This is a genomic window from Paenibacillus amylolyticus (assembly GCF_047302515.1).
GTDB lineage: Bacteria > Bacillota > Bacilli > Paenibacillales > Paenibacillaceae > Paenibacillus > Paenibacillus amylolyticus_G.
The window spans coordinates 4,333,073-4,351,337 of sequence record NZ_CP168019.1; the positions used below are offsets into that span (position 1 = coordinate 4,333,073).

Here is an 18,265-nt window from a genome sequence, read left to right on the forward strand (position 1 = left end):
GAGCCCCGTTATTCGCCACCTCCCGTTCATGCCAATGTCATCCCTGTGCAGGAACAATGTAAATCATTCATCAAAACACTTACAAAAACTTATGTTCACTTAAAATATTGCAAAGCGCATTAAGAATACTTATAATTAAAGTATCAGTATAAGTACGGTCATCCATACACTCGGAGGTGACATGTTTGTTTCAAGAAGAACGAATGCAGCTCATTGTTGAACATCTACGCAAACACAATCGCATCTCTGCCGATGATATTGTCGCCTTGTTTGATGTATCACGGGATACTGCACGCAGGGATCTGATTAAGCTTGAGGAACAGGATGCCATTATCCGAACACGTGGCGGCGCGATTCTCCCCCCTCCTCCGCAAGAATTCAGATCCTACAAAGACCGTTTACTCGATGTATCTGAGGAAAAGAGAGCCATCGGCAAACTCGCTGCGGCCATTGTAAGGGAAGGCGAGATCATTATTCTGGACTCTTCTACGACTGTGCAGGCCTGTGCCGAGAACTTAAACGGCAAATCCTGTACCGTCATTACTAATTCGATTCATTCCGCTGATCTTCTCTCCAATCACACTGCTGTCCAGATTCGTTTGCTCGGAGGCAAAGTAGATAAGGAACAACGTTATGTCTACGGTACTTCTGTTATCGAGACCCTCTCCCACTATTATGTAGATAAAGCCTTTATCGGAATTGGCGGAATCACCATGGATGGCTTCAGTGCTTCCGAAGAGGAAGGGAAAATTAAACACCAAATGATGAAAGCTGCCAAGAAAGTTGTTGTTCTTGCAGATCAATCCAAGTTTGATAGACGTTATGGTTATCGTTTTGCCGACTGGTCATTGGTGGATGTATTGATTACGGATCAATGGCCAACCAAAGAATGGCTTGTATTTCTAGCCGAACAACAGGTTGAGATTCTCATTCCTGAACCTACAGATGATAAGGAGTTGTAAATATATGAAATTATTTGCCACAGATTTAGATGGAACTTTGTTGAACATAGATAGCCAGATTAGCCTGGAGAACGCCGCAGCCATCCAAAAGGCACAGCAATCCGGAATGAAGGTTACCATTGCAACAGGACGTGTCTATTCCGATGTTGTGACCATCAGCCGCGAAGGCGGAATCCAAACCCCGATTATCGGCTCCAACGGAGCGACAATTCATGATGCAGACGGTGAACGTTTATTCCATCTTCCGCTCGAGCGTGACACAGCAGCTTCCGTCATGCAGTGGCTGGAAGATCATGATGTCTATTATGAGGCTTCAACACAACAAGGCATCTATGCCCCGCGTAGCAGTCATGAGACCTTGCTCGCCGAGATGGAACGTGTTCTTGGTTCGAACCCTGGTGAGGACATTGCACGCATGATTCGCTCCATCAAGAAACACTATGACAAAAAAGACTACCACCGCGTAAACAGCCATCTCGAAATTCCGGCAGAAGTCTACATCTATAACATTATGGCCTTCTCCATGAATCCGGACAAAGTAAAGACAGGACGAGAATACTTCGCTTCCCGATCCGATGTCGCCATGGTTGTATCCTTTGAGCATAACTTCGAAATGCAGCACCCGGACGTATCCAAAGGTAATGCCCTCACCAAACTGGCGGCTCACCTGAACATCTCCATGGAAGATACAGTAGCGATCGGTGATAACTTCAACGATGTCTCCATGTTAAAAATGGCAGGACTCGGCATCGCCATGGGTAATGGCGAACCCGAAATCCAGGCATTAGCCAAAGCCATAACGCTGACCAATGTGGAGCACGGTGTTGCCCATGCCATTGAGTGCCTGCTTGAAGGTAAACCGGTGTCCCGTCCAGAAACGATTGTCGGAGAAGGTCAGTAATTGAACCCATACTGAATTAAGCACTGAACCTGCATGGTCACCTGTTGATCCATGCAGGTTCTCTTCATTTTAACTCAGCAGATCGAACGTGAGGCACATCCTGTAACAAAATAATCAGTTGCTCGCCCCGGTATGAACCCGGCAGCTGCAACGTGAACTCAAGCACAGTCTCTTCCATGGAGTCTGTGCTTGTTTGCTGTTCTGTCTTAAATCCGATGACTGATATCTTCTCCTGCCCCAGCAGTGCCAAAACAGTCTTCAGGGCCTCTCCCTCATTTTGCAGATGGATGGTTAACGTCTCTGTTCGGGCGGATACCAGCCAGCGTGTGGGTCTATGCAGTAACATCTGTGCCACAACAATAAGCAGCGTCACGCCTGCACCCGTCCAATACAGACCTGAACCCACAGCAAGTCCCATGCCTGCCGTAGCCCATATGCCAGCTGCTGTGGTTAATCCCCTGACCGTGTGACGCTGTGTGAAGATCATGCCCGCTCCAATGAACCCCACACCACTAACAACTTGTGCAGCGATCCTTGAAGGGTCCAGGGACAGATTGTCCCAGCCAGCCTGATCCTGGAATCCGTATTTCGATACAATCATCATCAGGGCAGCACCAACGGCGACCACAAAATGAGTACGGATTCCCGCTTCTTTCATTCGATTCTTGCGCTCATATCCGATTAGCACACCACATATTCCAGCTATGAGTACACGCATCAAATATTCCACTTCCATGCACATCACCTCTTTTATTATGTATATGCTTACATTAGTCTATCTTTACTATTACCCAATCTTTACATGACTAATAAAGAACTTCTACTCAGGTCAATTCTCTGCCCGGAAATTTTCCCCTTGTCTCTTGCCCAATCCGAAATAATGTCTGAAATTATATATCAGCGGATGCCATTCCTCTGGATTAATTTTGTTCGGTCCAGATATTAGTCTTGTGTGCGCGTGCACCTTCAACGTTTTCACTTCAACAATCGCCATGAACGGTGTATGTTCGGGAATACGTATGTATTGTACTGCCGCTTCAATCTGGAGCGGACATTCAACTATTTTATCTGGAGCCACCTGAACCGAGCATTCAGATGTCAGTCCAGCTACAGTGAATTTATTAGGACAATATTCATAGCCCATCTTCCTTTTCTCCTCAGGAACCGGTGTGACTCCCGTATAACGACCCAATGCCTCAACCTGTTTCCACATGGTCGCGTCCGGCAGATTAATTACACACTCCGGGTGTCGACTCAGATTTTCATAGGCTTTGCCCTATGTCCCTAGACCGAGAACCAGACAATCCCCCAGTGCCCAAGACGAGGATAATGGTGACAGGTTGGTTGATCCATCCTCATTTAATGTGCTTAGCAGCACTACAGGCGTACCATAATATAAAATACTGGGATTAATCGTCTCATGTTGAATCCCTGCTGGACTCGCGGACAACTGCTCTGTAGCAAAGTCCTGTTTCGTTATCTTTTTCACCCTGTACCTCTCCTGTTCCCATTCCAATGCTTTATAAGCTCAATCTGACCCATATGGGACGATACAACTCGATTGTAATACAGTAATAGTTCAGATATGATCGAAGTATGAATGTATATCCGAATATTACTGTTATTGCGTCGTTAATCGCTGATCCAAGCCGCGCTATTTTTCTGTCATCCTTACTGGATGGCCGTGCGTTGCCTGCAGGAGAGCTTGCTCATATGGCAAGTGTCACTCCCCAGACGGCAAGCAGCCATCTAGCTAAACTCGTAGAGGGAGGATTACTCGAAGTTGAACAACAAGGGCGCCACCGCTACTACCGTCTTGCAAACAAAGAAATTGCTAATCTGATTGAAAGCATGGCCAGTATTGCTCCGCCTGTACAGATCCGCTCTCTCAAACAATCCGATCAGCTTCAACAACTGAGTCATGCACGGACCTGTTATGGTCATCTGGCCGGGAAATTGGGAATCTCGCTCTGTGAAGCCTTAGTACAGAAGGGGTATCTTTCAGAGCCCGAAGAGGCACACAGCAAAGATTATCAAGTTACAGAGAAAGGAATACAGTGGTTCACTACGTTTGGAATTGAACTTCAGGTGAAGCCAGGATCACGCCGGGCCATCGCTCGCAAATGTCTGGACTGGAGCGAACGCCGTCATCATCTCTCAGGTATGCTTGGGGAACAACTCAGACATCGGTTAGCGGAACTGGACTGGATTCGTCAAAAAACAGGAAGTCGCTCTGTCGAAGTAACGGAAGCAGGCAAGAAAGGTTTATACGAGATGTTGAGCATTTCACTTTAGGCTGAAGCGTACACCAGGGATAAGCAAAGATCAGTAAACGCAAAAAATCCCCTTCACACTGACCGTTAACCGGTCTAATGTGAAGAGGATTTTTTGTGCAATCAGAACGGAGAAAGAGGGGTACTCTCACTTCGTTCGAGACTACGAAGTATTGCTAACGAAGCTTATGCTCCGACGAACCTTTAGGGTTCTCATCCCTTTGCAGAGAAGTTTAATTCAGAACGGAGAGAGAGGGATTCGAACCCTCGCACCGCTTACGCAGTCTAACCCCTTAGCAGAGGGTCCCCTTATAGCCACTTGGGTATCTCTCCAAGAAATGGCTCCCCGAACAGGGCTCGAACCTGTGACAACTCGATTAACAGTCGAGTGCTCTACCAACTGAGCTATCAGGGAAAATTAACTTGAATAAGATTAATCTATCATGATTAATAATCCAAGTCAACATCCCTTCCATCACTTTCTTTAATACATTGAACGATACGCACATCAGATATTCTGAAGCCCCAGCTTTCCCGCGCAACGGCCACAACGGTAACGCTTCGGATCTATTTTCCGCTTGCGCAAATATTCCGTACCACAGCTCTTGCACACCAGCTTATAACGATATGGCAGCGGCTTTCTGCCTTTGCCGTCAGGAAGTGATTGGCAGTAACGCGAGCCGCCAACCTTCTGCAATAAAGCCTTGAATTCCGGATCACGATGCTGATAGCCGCGCCCACGAATATGCAGATGATAGTGACACAGCTCATGCTTGATGATTTTCTCAACCTCATCTCGCCCATAGGCTTCGAGTTGATGCGGATTGATCTCAATCCGGTGACTTTTCAGCATATAACGCCCCCCCGTCGTGGTCAGGCGACTGTTAAACAACGCTTCATGGGTGAACGGCACTCCGAAATGATCCAGTGATACCTGTTCAATCCATTGTTGCAATTCCTCATTTTCCATCGATATCCTCTCCTTGCACCCCCTCGGAGCATTTGTTTTTCCGGTATAATACTTGAATTTTAACCGTTTCGTAGGCTACACTGTCAAGTAGAATGTATGAGGGGAGATTATTACTCGTTATGCCTACAATGCGCTATGTCATCCTGCAGCAGGAACAACACTTGCAGTTCGTGGAAATGCCCGCAGATTACGCCTATCAACTCAGTGCGCTCAACCTGCGCCTGCACAAGGAAATTGATAAACTCACTGCAGCAGATGTCCCTGTCCTGCCTTGGGCGATCGCCGAATGTGACAGCCTCGATCTCCTAAACGAAAATCTTACTATCATCGGCGGCCTTGATTATATCAATGCGCTTGAAGAATCTTTTGCAGTATTACGTGAAAGCCATTATCCTTTGATTTCTCTGCTTACCGAAATCCGGGCTCTTCAGGCCCAATTGGAACAATGGTATGAAGAAGAGATGGAAGCTCTCTAATTCACCGCTGGTATCATTTTATAATGATGAGAACGAAAAGCACATCTCCCTGAATTGGGATTTGTGCTTTTTTTTGAGTGAACCAGATTGATTTGCCGGAGGCCTCCACTTATCCCGCACAGTCCAGGCTATTGCCACATATGCTAACGTACAGATGAATTATGCAAGAGGAGGAGATACCCTTGCCTCAATGGCTTTGCAATCAACTGATGCGTGCATTTCACAAAAAGGACAGCCGGCAAATCAAGTTGCTGAACGAATGCTGGTTCTTTTATCGTAACAAACCAGCAAATGGCACACCACGCAGCGCGGAGAACGAACTTTAAGAGGTTGTTCATAAAAGTCTGCTTTGGATTACGAAAGATGGCCTTTTGAACACGCACTTTAAGAAAATGCACATATTGCCCACCGTACTTACTAGAGGAATTAGAACGGACAACGGGACTATTACTGTCGACAACAAACAGCCTTCCTGGTTAGGGAAGGCTGTTCTCCAATCCTACTATTTAAGAAGACTGTTGCGCAGAAGCTGGCTTCTTCATCGTAAGGCCGACACGGCCTTTTTTGGTATCCACATTCATAACCCAGACCGTTACATTATCACCTACAGATACAACATCCATCGGGTGTTTAACATACCCGTTGCTGAGCTGTGAAATATGGACAAGCCCATCACTCTTGATCCCAATATCAACAAAAGCACCAAAATCAATAACGTTCCGAACCGTACCTTGCAGCTCCATACCTTCCACCAGATCCTCAATTTTCAATACATCTGTACGGAAGATTGGCAACGGCATTTCTTCACGCGGGTCACGACCCGGACGCTGCAAGCTGTCCAAAATGTCACGCAATGTAGGCACACCTACGTCCAGTTTCACGGCCAATTGTTCTGGCTGCTGCTCCGACAGTAACACCGACAGTTCCTTGCTGCCCAGCTTGTCCAGTGCAACCTGAAGCTCCTTGAACAGCTGATCCACCACCTTGTAAGACTCAGGGTGAATCGGTGTACGATCCAATGGATTCTCACCTTCACCAATACGCATAAATCCTACGCACTGCTCATAAGTCTTCGCACCCAGACGTGGCACCTTCTGAAGCTGACGGCGGTTCGTAAACCGGCCATTTTCTTCACGGTACTTCACAATGTTTTTGGCAATCGTAGCGTTAACTCCGGCAACGTATGACAGCAACGAAGGTGATGCTGTATTCACATCCACACCCACATGGTTAACTGCGGATTCCACGACAGCCTTCAGGCTTTCTTCGAGAATCTTCTGGGATACGTCATGCTGATATTGACCCACGCCAATGGCTTTTGGATCAATCTTAACCAACTCCGCCAGCGGGTCTTGTACACGACGTGCAATGGAAGCTGCACTGCGCTCCGCAACATCCAGATCCGGGAACTCTTCCTGGGCCAGTTTGGATGCAGAATATACACTCGCGCCTGCTTCGTTAACAATCAGATACACAAGACTTTCATCACCGTTCTCCTGAATGATCTCGGCAACAAACTGCTCCGTCTCACGTGATCCGGTACCATTACCAATGACAATCAGTCCGATATCATATTGCTTGATCATGCGATGGAATACTTCGGCAGCTTCACGTTTCTTGTTGTGTGGTGGCGTTGGGTAGGTCACAGCCACTTCCAGCAGTTTGCCCGTATCATCTACTACAGCCAGTTTACAACCGGTACGATAGGCCGGATCGACACCCAGCACACGTTTGCCATGAATCGGCGGTTGAAGCAACAGGTTACGCAGATTGGCCGAGAATACCGATATGGCCTGATTTTCACCTTTTTCCGTGAGTTCTCCACGAACTTCACGCTCGATGGAAGGCGCAATCAGCCGCTTGTATGCATCTTCAATCACATCACGCAGGATATCCTGCACGGCAGAAGCACCACGAATGATCTGTCCTTCCATATGGCGATGGGCCGGTTCTGCCTGTACGTCCAAGCCGACTTTCAGAATACTCTCACGTTCACCGCGATTAATCGCGAGAATACGGTGTGGAGGCATCTTTTTGGCTAATTCGCGGTAATCATAATAATTCTCGTACACGGACTCCTCTTGAGCATCCTTCGCTTCTGAAGTCAGCATCCCATGATCCAAGGTGTACCGACGAATCCAGGCACGAATGGCAGCATCGTCTGCGATGTTCTCTGCGAGAATATCTTTGGCTCCCTGAAGCGCCGACTCCGCATCTTCTACACCCAGTTCAGCATTGATATATTTCGCAGCTTCCTGGAGTGCATCTCCTTGTTTCGGTTGACCCCAGATCCATACAGCAAGGGGTTCAAGACCTTTTTCTTTTGCCACGCTGGCACGCGTTTTCCGCTTCTGACGGTAAGGTCGATACAAATCTTCCACTTCCTGCAGCTTCACAGCCTGCGTAATGGATTGCTTCAGTTCTCCGGTCAGTTTGCCCTGTTCCTCTATAATACGGATGACTTCCAATTTGCGATCCTCAAGATTGCGCAGATAAACAATGCGTTCTTCAATCGATCGCAGCTGGTTCTCATCCAGCTCTCCAGTCATTTCTTTACGGTAGCGGGCGATAAATGGAATCGTATTGCCTTCGTCCAGAAGCTCCGACGTTGTACGGACCTGCTTCAAGGACAGTGACAGTTCCTTGGCTACCTGTTTGATGATTCGTTCATGGCGTTCTGCCTTTATTGTTTCTTCATTGGGTTCCAGAACCGTTTCCTGTTCAGACAAAATAAATCCCTCTTTCCTTCCTGAATCGTTCGTTACAATCATTTCAGGGCAGCTTTGCTGCTGTAATTACAGTATAGTTGAACCAATTGTTTCTTCCACTCTACCCTATATTATCACAAAATCACGTCCAGATTTCCATCAATCCTTGAGCATACAAGTTCTGACAGAATCATGTTATCCTCCAGCCTTCCCCATTATGACAAAAAAAGACCGAAAAACGTCATCACAACGCTCCCCGGTCCTTCCTTTTTTTAAAGCTTTAAATGCGATTGCACTCTAGACGCGCTCAAAGCGGAACATCTCGCTCAGATAGTCTCCTGATGTGCTGCCTACCGAAATACCGCCATACATGAGGGCATCGCCGGTAAAGGTCTCCGATCCGCCTTTCAGACGGTAATCCGCATTAGGGTCCAATCCTTTCAGCTTCAGGCGCTGAAGTGGCGCATTAGGCTCAGAGAGCGCGCGGAAGTAGAATACAACAGCTTCGCTTCCGTCTGGTGCAATAAACATCCACGCTGTCTCATTGCCTTCAAACGGACTGAGCAAACGGCGGAATGTTCCATATTGAACCGTTCCACGAATCTCCTTGTACAGCTCAACCTGGGCTTTCACGATGTCATTCTCTTCTTCTGTGAATTTTGTCAGGTCCAGTTCATACCCGAAGTTGCCCGACATCGCAACATGTCCCCGAATCTCAAGCGAAGTGATCCGGTTGACCTGATGATTCGGTACCGCTGAGATATGCGATCCCATTGAACTCACCGGGTACACAAGACTCGTACCGTATTGAATCCGAAGACGGGATATAGCATCCGTGTTATCACTTGTCCACGTCTGTGGCATGTAATACAGCATACCTGGATCGAAGCGGCCACCACCACCTGAACAGCTCTCGAACAGAATGTTCGGGAACGCCGAAGTGATTCGTTCCATAACGTCATACAGCCCCAGCATGTAACGATGCGCTGTCTCACGCTGTCTATCTGCCGGAAGCAACGCAGAACCCACTTCCGTCATATTGCGGTTCATGTCCCATTTCACATAAGTGATTGGTGCAGAACCAAGTACGTCTGTTAACATGCGTACAATCTCATCACGTACATCCTGACGAGAGAAGTCGAGTACCAGTTGTTGACGCCCTTCTGTCCGGCGACGATCAGGCACATGCAGACACCAGTCCGGATGCGCTCGGTACAGCTCACTGTCTGGTGAGATCATCTCAGGCTCAAACCACAATCCGAACTGCATATCCAGACCTGTTACGCGGTTAGCCAGATCATCCAATCCCTGTGGCAATTTGTTCTTATCTACAATCCAGTCGCCCAGCGAGGAGTTGTCACTGTCCCGATGTCCAAACCAGCCATCATCCAAGACAAACAGCTCAATACCCAGCTTCTGTCCAGCACGAGCGATCTGTTCAATCTTGTCTGCATTGAATCCAAAGTAGGTTGCTTCCCAGTTATTGACCAGAACCGGACGTTCGGCATTGCGGAATTTTCCGCGTGCCAGACGCTCCCGATACAATTCGTGGTAGGACTGTGACATGCCGTCCAAACCTGCAGCCGAGTAAACCATAACCGTCTCAGGTGTCTGGAACGTTTCTTGCGGCTCCAACTTCCAGCTGAACTCGAACGGATTGATTCCGAGTGATACACGGGTGGTGTGGAACTGATCCACTTCAGCCTGTGCAGTGAAGCTGCCACTATAGACGAGACTGAATCCGTATACTTCACCTTGGTCTTCATCCGTGCCTGGTGTCATCAGCGCAATAAAAGGATTCTGCTGGTGACTGCTTGAACCGCGACGGCTCTCAATCCCTTGCAGGCCTGACGCAAGCGGTCTGCGAACAATATCACGTTCCCGTGTCCATGCACCTGACAACTGCAACAATTCGTAATCTGCATGCGGAAAATCAACAGATGAACTGAGCGCACGCGCCACATTCACTGAGGTAGCGCTCTCATTAACGATACGCATGGAGCGTGTAATTGCATTAAATGCCGTAAAGGCTGTATAGGAAAGCTCGATTTTGATACCCGCAACGCGGTCTTCCAACTCAATAACCAGCGTCTCTGCTTCTTCATCGGATTCAACATACGTTGCTGGCAGTCCGGTAAGCGCTGTCTTTCCTTTGACCAATCGATGGCCTGTATACGTAAACTCCGAAACCGTCGAGCCATTCTCAAGTTCCAGTTGGATAGCCGGATTACGGAAATCACTTGTGCCATACACGGGTAGTTCCACTGCCAATGTATCAAATGAAATTGTACGGTCCTCTGGTACCGGGTTCGGACTGAAAGATGCTCGTTCTGTACGAACATGCAACCAACTCAGATCGGTGTCGCGTAATTTTTTGCCATAATACAAATGCACCAAATATCCTGAAGGCAGTACCTGAAATACGTAACTGGCCTCACGGGTCTGTAAATGAAATTGAAGTTTCTCTTGATTGATGTAAATGCTCATATGTCTCCTCCACCTCTATATATAGGTCTTTCGGGTAAACGGTTTCTCAGGTTTCATTATAGCGAAAAGATCGCCAATGTTCTACGCTTTCATCAAGCTTTAATCAAAAGAGCGCATAACAGCCCGAAGGTTGTCATACGCTCTTTTGGTTACAGTCTGAATTCAGTGTGTTCCCTTACAGGAACATCCATTGCCAACGGACGGCAGGGCAGCGTACAAGACGCTGGTTGCTGCCTTAAAAATCGATTAAACCAAGGCTGATCTGTAAGGCTTCGTTGACCAATTTCATGGTCTCCTCGTCCAGATGGGTAATCTTGTCAGTCAGCCTCTGTTTATCAATCGTCCGTATTTGTTCGAGCAAAATAACCGAGTCCCGGTCAAAGCCGTGTGCCGCCGCGTCAATTTCAACATGCGTTGGCAGCTTTGCCTTCTGGATTTGGGCGGTGATAGCCGCCACAATACAAGTTGGACTAAACCGGTTGCCGATATCATTCTGGATCACCAGAACCGGCCTGACTCCACCTTGCTCGGAACCGACAACGGGAGAAAGATCCGCAAAAAAAACGTCACCACGTTTTACGATCAATGTCTACACCCCGCTAACTAAGCGGTCCAGAGTGCTGTCCGCATCTTCCTCCGCATGAAAGGCTTCGGATGCCATGGTCAGATTAATTTTTGCCATCTCCATGTACCCTCGCTGCATCGTTTCACGGATGTAACGTTTCTTACGCTCCGTTAAATACAGCTTCATAGCCTGCCTAATCAATTCGCTGCGGTTGGAATTCTCCAGCGCTACGATGCCATCCACTTCCTGCAAAAGATAATCAGGTAAACTGATCATGATCCGCTTGGTGTTCTGCAAGTTGGCCACCTTTCTTCCACCCCCACAAACCTTTCGCCATTGTGAACCAGTATTACGTTTTTCCAGAACTTTTATACAAAGGAATATATATGCCCCGAGTATATCAAGTATGCTGTACTCCATTATAAACACGGGGAACAATATTCGTACAGACCAAACATCTCAATTCAGGAATTAAATCCTTACCGTCATACATAATTCGAGATGCTCCGACAGTTTTCCTTCTGTTCTGAAAAAAAGTTTATTGGGAATGACGTCCAGTTTACCTGTCAGGATGTCAAAAGTGGATTGATTCTGGCGACTACTGCTCCACCGCGGGTATATACCCGTGGAATGCGGTGCGCCATCATGCAGATCACTTCATAAGCAATCGTACCGAGCTGGGATGCCACCTCGTCTGCGGTTATTACGCCACCAGACTGATGACCGATGAGGACAACCTCTTCGCCGACTTGAATTTCTTCCGCCTCTTCCGCGAAAGATTGTAACGACACCATACACTGATCCATGCAGATTGTACCGATGACAGGGACGCGGCGGCCGCGTACAAGCACTTGTGCTTTACCTGTTAGCATTCTGGAGAATCCGTCTGCATATCCGAGCGGCAGTGTCGCTATTCGTTCGTACCCTTGCGTAAAATAACGGGTTCCGTAACTGATCCCCCAATGGGGTGGCAGTGTTTTGACCAGAACCGCTTTTGTCTTCAGCGTCAATACCGGGGACAGCTTCACCACCTGATGATTCACTTCAGCCGAAGGATACAGTCCGTACAGGCTTATTCCCACACGTACCATGTCATAAGACAATTCCGGTGTATCAATGGCAGCGGCGCTGTTCGCCGTATGTATAATCGGGATGGAACATCCCTGATCCCTGAGCGCATGAACCACGCTTTGGAACCGTCTATACTGCTCCAGTGTATAGGTTTTGTCTTCTTCATCTGCTCTGGCAAAATGGGTAAACATGCCTTCCAGCATCACCTGATTGAGCGAAGCTACTTCCTGAATGAAAGCCAATGCCTCATCGCCAGGCAACAGACCTAATCGACCCATGCCGCTGTCGATTTTAATATGAACCTTCAGTTTGTTAGCGAATGTGCTCGCATCCAGATGTCGAATGGCGTCAAGCACTTCCCTGCTGAACAGTGTGACGGTCACATCATGTTGCCATGCAACAGCGATCCCTTCAGGCGACGTATAACCCAGTACCAGGATTGGAATCGTAATCCCATGTTGTCGCAGTTCTAGAGCTTCGTCAAGAAAAGCCACACTTAAGTAATCCACACCCACTCGTTCCAGTTCCCTAGCCGTCTCCACCGCTCCGTGTCCATAGGCATTGGCCTTCACACAGGCGAGGAATTTCATGCCCTGAGGCAATGCCTCGCGGAAAGCTTCTACGTTAGTACACAAATGATCCAAATTGATCTCCGCTTGGGTCGGCCGATATTGTCCTTGCACGTTAAGTCACCTTCTCTAATCATCTTAATCCGGCTCACGTCAGACTCCATCGTAATGCTCCAGCATGTGACTGTCAAATGAACCGAAGTTTCGCATTCAAAAACAGATGTAAGGTGCGCCGTTTGAAGAACAAATGCGAACACAGAAGAAGACCGATAAGCGAGATTAGCAGGGCAAAATTCATTTTCCACCCCAGCAAAATCTGCTTATATCGATTATTTACCCGGTTCCCTCTGCGTAGAAGCGCATTTTGCATTATTGGGTGTATCGAGTAAGAAAAACGGCGCCAGATGAATACCTGTCTTACATCAAAGCAAAGCACCGGAGAACAGGTCTCCGATGCTTCTTAGCATTCCTTATGTTTATGCTACTATTCGTTCATTCGTTCAAAAATCATTTGCCTGACTCTTCTTGCATCGATGTTGCAATACGTACCATTTCGTTATCAGGCAGGTCGGCACTGGTGATCCGATATTCTATGCCATCTGTCGTCCATGTCAGTGTCTGCAGTGCATCTCCGCTGACCATCCCTAGTGTGAATCCCAGATCCAGTACACGGGATGGGGCAAGCGACACAGCACGATCCTGCGGTCTGGCTTCGAATATCGTGTAATTATATGTTCCTTCATAACGAAGCATAACCGAATAGTCTCCCGCTTCTTCCAGAATCTGATCATCCTTAAGCTGCACACCTTCCGGCGCATAGGTCGGCTGAATTACACCGAAGCTGTCTGCCCCTTCCGGTTCTGCGAGTGTTGGCTCTTCGCCTTCCTGACCTGTTGCAGCACCTTCTGTACCTTGCTGCTCTGTGTCCCCACCTACACCCGACTGTCCATCAGTAACGGCTCCATCAGGTTCAGGCGCTGTCTGAGGATTGGCAGGTTCTTTACCGCCCTCACCTGTTTGCTCCGCAGGAGTTACACCAGAATCCGTTCCTGTTTGGCCGCCCTCTTTTGTAGCTGCTGTCATGTTACGTTGCATGTCAAAGGCATCTTTTTCAAATTCAGCACCGAATTTGAAGGAGTCAAATTTCACATCGACCACAACATTGGCATTGGAGTCGGATACCTCCACCTGTTTAGGTGCATAATCGCTTTTGTTCAGCCAGATTTTCTGTCTGACAAGTGCGTGTGTATTATAATTGGCAGCTACATCAAAAACATAGCTCTCCTTCTCATCCGCAAACTGGCGGGTTGTATCCCCCGTAATGCTCCGAATCAATGTTTCATAGAGATATACCTGTCCCTGACTATCTGGCCAATTGCTCTGAAAACGGAAGCTTTTGTTCTGGCTCGGCGTCAGAACAAACACGCCTTCATCGTTACGCAGTACAATCTGTGTTACATCCTTTTTGGCATTCGTTAACGCAATACGATAATAGGAAGGCTTCTGATGCCATACCTCGACCTTGTACTGCTGCGGCGTATCTCCGGTATGCAGCGTCATCACGCCTGCCCCTTGGTAACTTTCCATCTCTCCTACGACTTCGTTCAGATCTTTGACCACAGCTGCCGCATCCTTCTTCCCGCAGGCGGCAAGTAAGGCCGATAAGACCAATACCATGGCAAGCATCCATGATATTCGGCGCATGACATCATCCCCTTTAGCACATGTTTTCACTTCAGGATTGTGCTTGCAGCAGAACCCCTACTTGATTAGTACATGTTATGAGGGACTTGTTCGATATATGCGGACTAGTTTGACAAGCAATCGGTGAAGTCCGTTAATACGGCATTGCTACGCTCGCATAGTCCTACCACAACGGAATATACACCGGATAACTCGTATCCTCTTCAGCGGCCCCAGGGCTTCTCTTCACCCACAATCTGCGCAGATCAGGCAGACCATACCCCGCAAGACGATAATCTCGCAACGAATCATGATGGGCGTGTTCTTCCTTGAAGCTGTATGTGGGCAGAAGCAATGCCTCCTGAATCAGTCGATCTTCTAGCCGAATCAATCTATTCAACCGCTCCGCAGGTTCCTGGATCATGACCACTCGTCCACATTCCTGTTCCAATTCATGTCTCCAGTAATCATTCATCGCAATCAGGAATAACGTGTTCTGGAAGGTGTACATCGTCACGAGACTCAGCACGACATGATCATTGAAGATTTCTCCTGTATAGATCAGATCACAATCCCCGAACCCATCTTGATAGACTGCATGGATCGGATCTCCCGGCATAATGTTGATATGTAGGCCAATCTGTTTACTTCTCTCTGCAAACCAGACCATATCTGCCTCCATCTTCTCGCCTTCTTCCACCCACAGGCTTAAACTCTGCCCTTGATAAGAGCTATGACGCAGTAATGCTGAGGCCAGCGCCAGTGAGGTCTCCACGGAAAGGTCAGATACAGGTGTGACCGAACATTCTATTTGTTCCGATTGCTGTTTCCATGGCTCCCCTTGATCTGAACCCACCTTTAAAGGTTGCTGTACTCGTCCTCGAATCAGACTATAAGCAGCCTGCGTGTTCGTGCTTCCGAGCGCTTGCGACAACTCCTGCGCATTCAATAGCTGTTGAACAGCCCGGCGAAAATTCACATCATGCTGCGGCCCTTCCTTTTGCATATTAAACGTCATATACATGCCACCCTGCATCTCATGCTGCACGGCACGAGGCTCCGCATCCGGAAATATATTATGCTTGATGACGGACTCCACCCTCCCAGAATGGGGAAGTTGCCATATTTCAACGCGGTCAATATAGGCTCGGCCTCGGAAGTAGGAAGGGAATACTTCCAACACAAGCAGCTTGGAATCATGACGCGTCAACCGATAAGGTCCTGTTCCAATCGGATGGAGCGGATTCATCTCCACATCTCTCGGCAAGATCGATGCAGACATACTACTCATCAGATCCGGGAACATGAAGTTAGGCTTGTTTAACATAAAACGTACAGTCAATTCGTCCAACGTCTCTACGCGCTCAATAGATCCAAACAGAGGCCTGCACGGGTTACTATTGTCAGAGATAATGCGATCAAAGGTAAACTTCACGTCCTCTGAATCCAATATCCTGCCATGATGAAAGGGTATACCTTTGTGCAGATAAAAAGTCCATTCGCTCCCCTCTGAATGACTCTCCCATGCCACAGCAAGACTCGGTTTACAGACCTGGTGTTCAGCATTATAACGAACCAAACGATCAAAAACCTCCGCAACAATAAAAACTTCTCCCCACATGGCCGTCTGCGTGGGATCCAATGTCTCAAAAGGGATATTCCGTGGAATCCGCAATGTATCCACTCGTCCTCTGTCCCCTCCATTCGAACGCAGACCAAATTGATGCTGCATTTGCTGCATCAGATGTTCTCTCATTGTAATTGGTAAGGTGGCGGCCAGTTCATAGGCGTCCTCCATCCTGTTCCCATCCAGGAGATGGTCAAATCGTTCACGCGCCACTTCAAGCAACGGAACACAAAATACCAGCATCGATTTTTTGCCTCTTCCGCGTTGCGGGTTCCACCTGACCCATCCGTTCTCCTTGAATTTGTTCATAATGAGGTTCATATTGCGCATGGTACAACATAATAGATCGGCGAGTTCACCTACCGTTGTATGCACTTCTTGTTCATCATGTACATGTGGAAAGTTTAATCGCAGTTGAATGTAATGTTCTGATACGTCCATATATGCCCTACCTTCTGCTAAAATACGAAATCCATCCGGATGCTTCTACAGTTTTTCTTCAGGTTTTCCTCCATTATACTCAGTAACATCAACATGACCAGTGGGAAGGAAGAAAAACGACTTATGAAATACGCCGATTTGCACCCGAACATCAGGATACGTATCATTACTGATTTTTTCACCGATCTGACCCAGAAGTCCATCATTCCATTCATGGCGATCTATCTGAGTATTCAGATTGGCGCAGGTTTGGCGGGGTTATTGCTGACGGTCAATATTGTGGCTTCCATGATTGTGGGATTGTGGGCAGGATATTGGTCTGACCGGATTGGACGGAAGAAATTGATGGTGATTGCACAAACTCTGCAGGTAGTGGCTCTATTTTGTTTGGCCATCGCCAATTCGCCGTGGATGGATTCGATCATTGTCACTTGTCTCATGTTTCTGCTCAGCAGTCTCAGTTCAGGGATCACCGTGCCGATTGCTAATGCCATGATTGTCGACGTGAGCAGTGAACATGAACGTCATTATGTATATGGATTGCAATATTGGACAACAAACGTTGCTGTAACTTTTGGTGCACTGATGGGCGGGCTATTTTTCGAATCATTTCGTTTCCTATTGTTCAGTCTGGTATGCCTTGAAAGCCTAGCCACCCTGTTTATTTTGATCTTTATGATTCGTGAAACAATGGATAAACATGCATTAAGTTGTGACGATGCTCCCATCCAGAGGAACATACTGAAAACGTACTGGGCAGTCTTTCAGGACAAACGTTTCATGATATTTTTCACGGCTACTGTACTTGCAGTCTCCCTGGAATTTCAGTTGGATAAATACATCGCTGTTCGTCTAAAAAATGAATTCACCGCCCAACTGTTCGGCTCAGATATCTCAGGTCTGCATATGTTCAGCCTGATCATGGTCATCAACACCGTAATGGTCGCCTTGGTTGCCATTCCATTCTCCAGATGGATAGGTCGCTTCCAGTCCCGATCTATTATGACTGTTGGTATGCTCCTCTATACCGCAGGTTTCACCGTACTTGCTTTCAGCAACTGGGCCTGGTTACTCATCTCATCCGCTATATTGCTAACGATTGGAGAATTGATGTACGCCCCTGTTCGTCAGGTCATGCTCGCGGGGATGATTCCAGATTCGGACCGTGCTGCCTATATGGCTGCTGACGGGTTGAGTTACAACGCCGCTGCCCTTCTCGGCAGTCTCGGGTTAACCATTGGAGCCTTTCTGCCCTCCTATGCGATGGCTGGTCTGTATATCCTGATGGGGCTTGGAGCGCTCGTCTTTTTCCGAATGTTACTTCGGAGGGCAGAGGAACAAAATCAACATCTGCCGTGTGCAGATGCATCTTGATTTCACTTTTCTGGCAACTTTTCCGACAACAAAATAATCATCCAAGGGAGCCCAACTGGCTCTCTTTTTCATGTCCATGATCAACGTTTAGAAGTAAATTATCTTTAACATTTTGTATATTATAGTTTACATTTAGTCAAATATCATGTACATTAGGT

General features: G+C 47.6%; 15 protein-coding genes, 2 tRNA genes and 1 pseudogene. 6 read left to right on the plus strand and 12 right to left on the minus strand.

The window, feature by feature from the left end; translation table 11 throughout:
- The first annotated feature begins 185 nt into the window (after positions 1-185).
- Positions 186-962: a DeoR/GlpR family DNA-binding transcription regulator gene (locus tag ACDJ59_RS18985; protein WP_047842021.1), complete on the plus strand. Its 777-nt coding sequence runs from the start codon at positions 186-188 to the stop codon at positions 960-962.
- A 4-nt stretch (positions 963-966) separates the two neighbouring features.
- Positions 967-1,863 (plus strand): Cof-type HAD-IIB family hydrolase, encoded by an 897-nt coding sequence (locus ACDJ59_RS18990; RefSeq protein ID WP_413404911.1) that lies wholly within the window; start codon positions 967-969, stop codon positions 1,861-1,863.
- A gap of 64 nt (positions 1,864-1,927) precedes the next feature.
- Here the strand turns inward: ACDJ59_RS18990 and ACDJ59_RS18995 are convergent, their stop codons facing one another.
- Positions 1,928-2,599 carry an MgtC/SapB family protein gene (locus ACDJ59_RS18995; RefSeq protein ID WP_413404913.1) on the minus strand — a complete coding sequence of 224 codons (672 nt, stop codon included), beginning with the start codon at positions 2,597-2,599 and terminating at the stop codon, positions 1,928-1,930.
- Positions 2,600-2,692: 93 nt separating this feature from the next.
- A pseudogene (locus ACDJ59_RS19000) lies at positions 2,693-3,313 on the minus strand (flavin reductase family protein).
- Positions 3,314-3,459: 146 nt separating this feature from the next.
- Here ACDJ59_RS19000 and ACDJ59_RS19005 point away from each other — a divergent pair.
- Positions 3,460-4,158 carry an ArsR/SmtB family transcription factor gene (locus ACDJ59_RS19005; RefSeq protein ID WP_413404915.1) on the plus strand — a complete coding sequence of 233 codons (699 nt, stop codon included), beginning with the start codon at positions 3,460-3,462 and terminating at the stop codon, positions 4,156-4,158.
- Between the two features lie 222 nt (positions 4,159-4,380).
- On the opposite strand, the gene ACDJ59_RS19010 is transcribed toward ACDJ59_RS19005, so the two are convergent.
- The 3 genes from ACDJ59_RS19010 to ACDJ59_RS19020 all read right to left on the minus strand — a co-directional run bounded on the left by ACDJ59_RS19010 (position 4,381) and on the right by ACDJ59_RS19020 (position 5,106).
- Positions 4,381-4,469: transfer RNA gene (locus ACDJ59_RS19010), tRNA-Ser, on the minus strand.
- Positions 4,470-4,475: 6 nt separating this feature from the next.
- Positions 4,476-4,551, minus strand: a tRNA-Asn gene (locus ACDJ59_RS19015).
- Between the two features lie 93 nt (positions 4,552-4,644).
- Entirely contained in the window at positions 4,645-5,106 is a 462-nt protein-coding gene (locus ACDJ59_RS19020) for a SprT family protein (RefSeq protein ID WP_036669054.1), read from the minus strand.
- Positions 5,107-5,225: 119 nt separating this feature from the next.
- Here ACDJ59_RS19020 and ACDJ59_RS19025 point away from each other — a divergent pair, with 119 nt between their 5' ends.
- Both ACDJ59_RS19025 and cmpA read left to right on the plus strand, forming a co-directional pair.
- Entirely contained in the window at positions 5,226-5,582 is a 357-nt protein-coding gene (locus ACDJ59_RS19025; protein WP_047842018.1) for a hypothetical protein, read from the plus strand.
- A gap of 182 nt (positions 5,583-5,764) precedes the next feature.
- Positions 5,765-5,908 carry a cortex morphogenetic protein CmpA gene (gene cmpA, locus ACDJ59_RS19030; RefSeq protein WP_017690033.1) on the plus strand — a complete coding sequence of 48 codons (144 nt, stop codon included), beginning with the start codon at positions 5,765-5,767 and terminating at the stop codon, positions 5,906-5,908.
- 180 nt (positions 5,909-6,088) lie between these two features.
- Here cmpA and ACDJ59_RS19035 read toward each other — a convergent pair whose 3' ends face one another.
- The 7 genes from ACDJ59_RS19035 to ACDJ59_RS19065 all read right to left on the minus strand — a co-directional run bounded on the left by ACDJ59_RS19035 (position 6,089) and on the right by ACDJ59_RS19065 (position 16,733).
- Complete coding sequence (locus tag ACDJ59_RS19035; RefSeq protein ID WP_260632584.1) at positions 6,089-8,311, minus strand: Tex family protein; 2,223 nt, start codon at positions 8,309-8,311, stop codon at positions 6,089-6,091.
- Positions 8,312-8,587: 276 nt separating this feature from the next.
- Positions 8,588-10,777 (minus strand): alpha-galactosidase, encoded by a 2,190-nt coding sequence (locus ACDJ59_RS19040; RefSeq protein ID WP_413404918.1) that lies wholly within the window; start codon positions 10,775-10,777, stop codon positions 8,588-8,590.
- A 235-nt stretch (positions 10,778-11,012) separates the two neighbouring features.
- Complete coding sequence (locus tag ACDJ59_RS19045; RefSeq protein WP_024630714.1) at positions 11,013-11,363, minus strand: type II toxin-antitoxin system PemK/MazF family toxin; 351 nt, start codon at positions 11,361-11,363, stop codon at positions 11,013-11,015.
- A gap of 3 nt (positions 11,364-11,366) precedes the next feature.
- Positions 11,367-11,648 (minus strand): CopG family ribbon-helix-helix protein, encoded by a 282-nt coding sequence (locus ACDJ59_RS19050; protein ID WP_017690037.1) that lies wholly within the window; start codon positions 11,646-11,648, stop codon positions 11,367-11,369.
- A gap of 260 nt (positions 11,649-11,908) precedes the next feature.
- Positions 11,909-13,096, minus strand: a complete 1,188-nt coding sequence (alr, locus tag ACDJ59_RS19055) for an alanine racemase (protein WP_413404920.1) — start codon at positions 13,094-13,096, stop codon at positions 11,909-11,911.
- 393 nt (positions 13,097-13,489) lie between these two features.
- Positions 13,490-14,686 (minus strand): DUF4367 domain-containing protein, encoded by a 1,197-nt coding sequence (locus tag ACDJ59_RS19060; protein WP_413404922.1) that lies wholly within the window; start codon positions 14,684-14,686, stop codon positions 13,490-13,492.
- Between the two features lie 163 nt (positions 14,687-14,849).
- A complete protein-coding gene (locus ACDJ59_RS19065; protein ID WP_413404924.1) occupies positions 14,850-16,733 on the minus strand; it encodes an ABC transporter substrate-binding protein in 1,884 nt (627 codons plus the stop codon).
- A gap of 93 nt (positions 16,734-16,826) precedes the next feature.
- On the opposite strand from ACDJ59_RS19065, the gene ACDJ59_RS19070 reads away from it, so the two are divergent.
- Entirely contained in the window at positions 16,827-18,107 is a 1,281-nt protein-coding gene (locus tag ACDJ59_RS19070) for an MDR family MFS transporter (protein ID WP_413404926.1), read from the plus strand.
- The last annotated feature ends 158 nt before the right edge of the window (positions 18,108-18,265 follow it).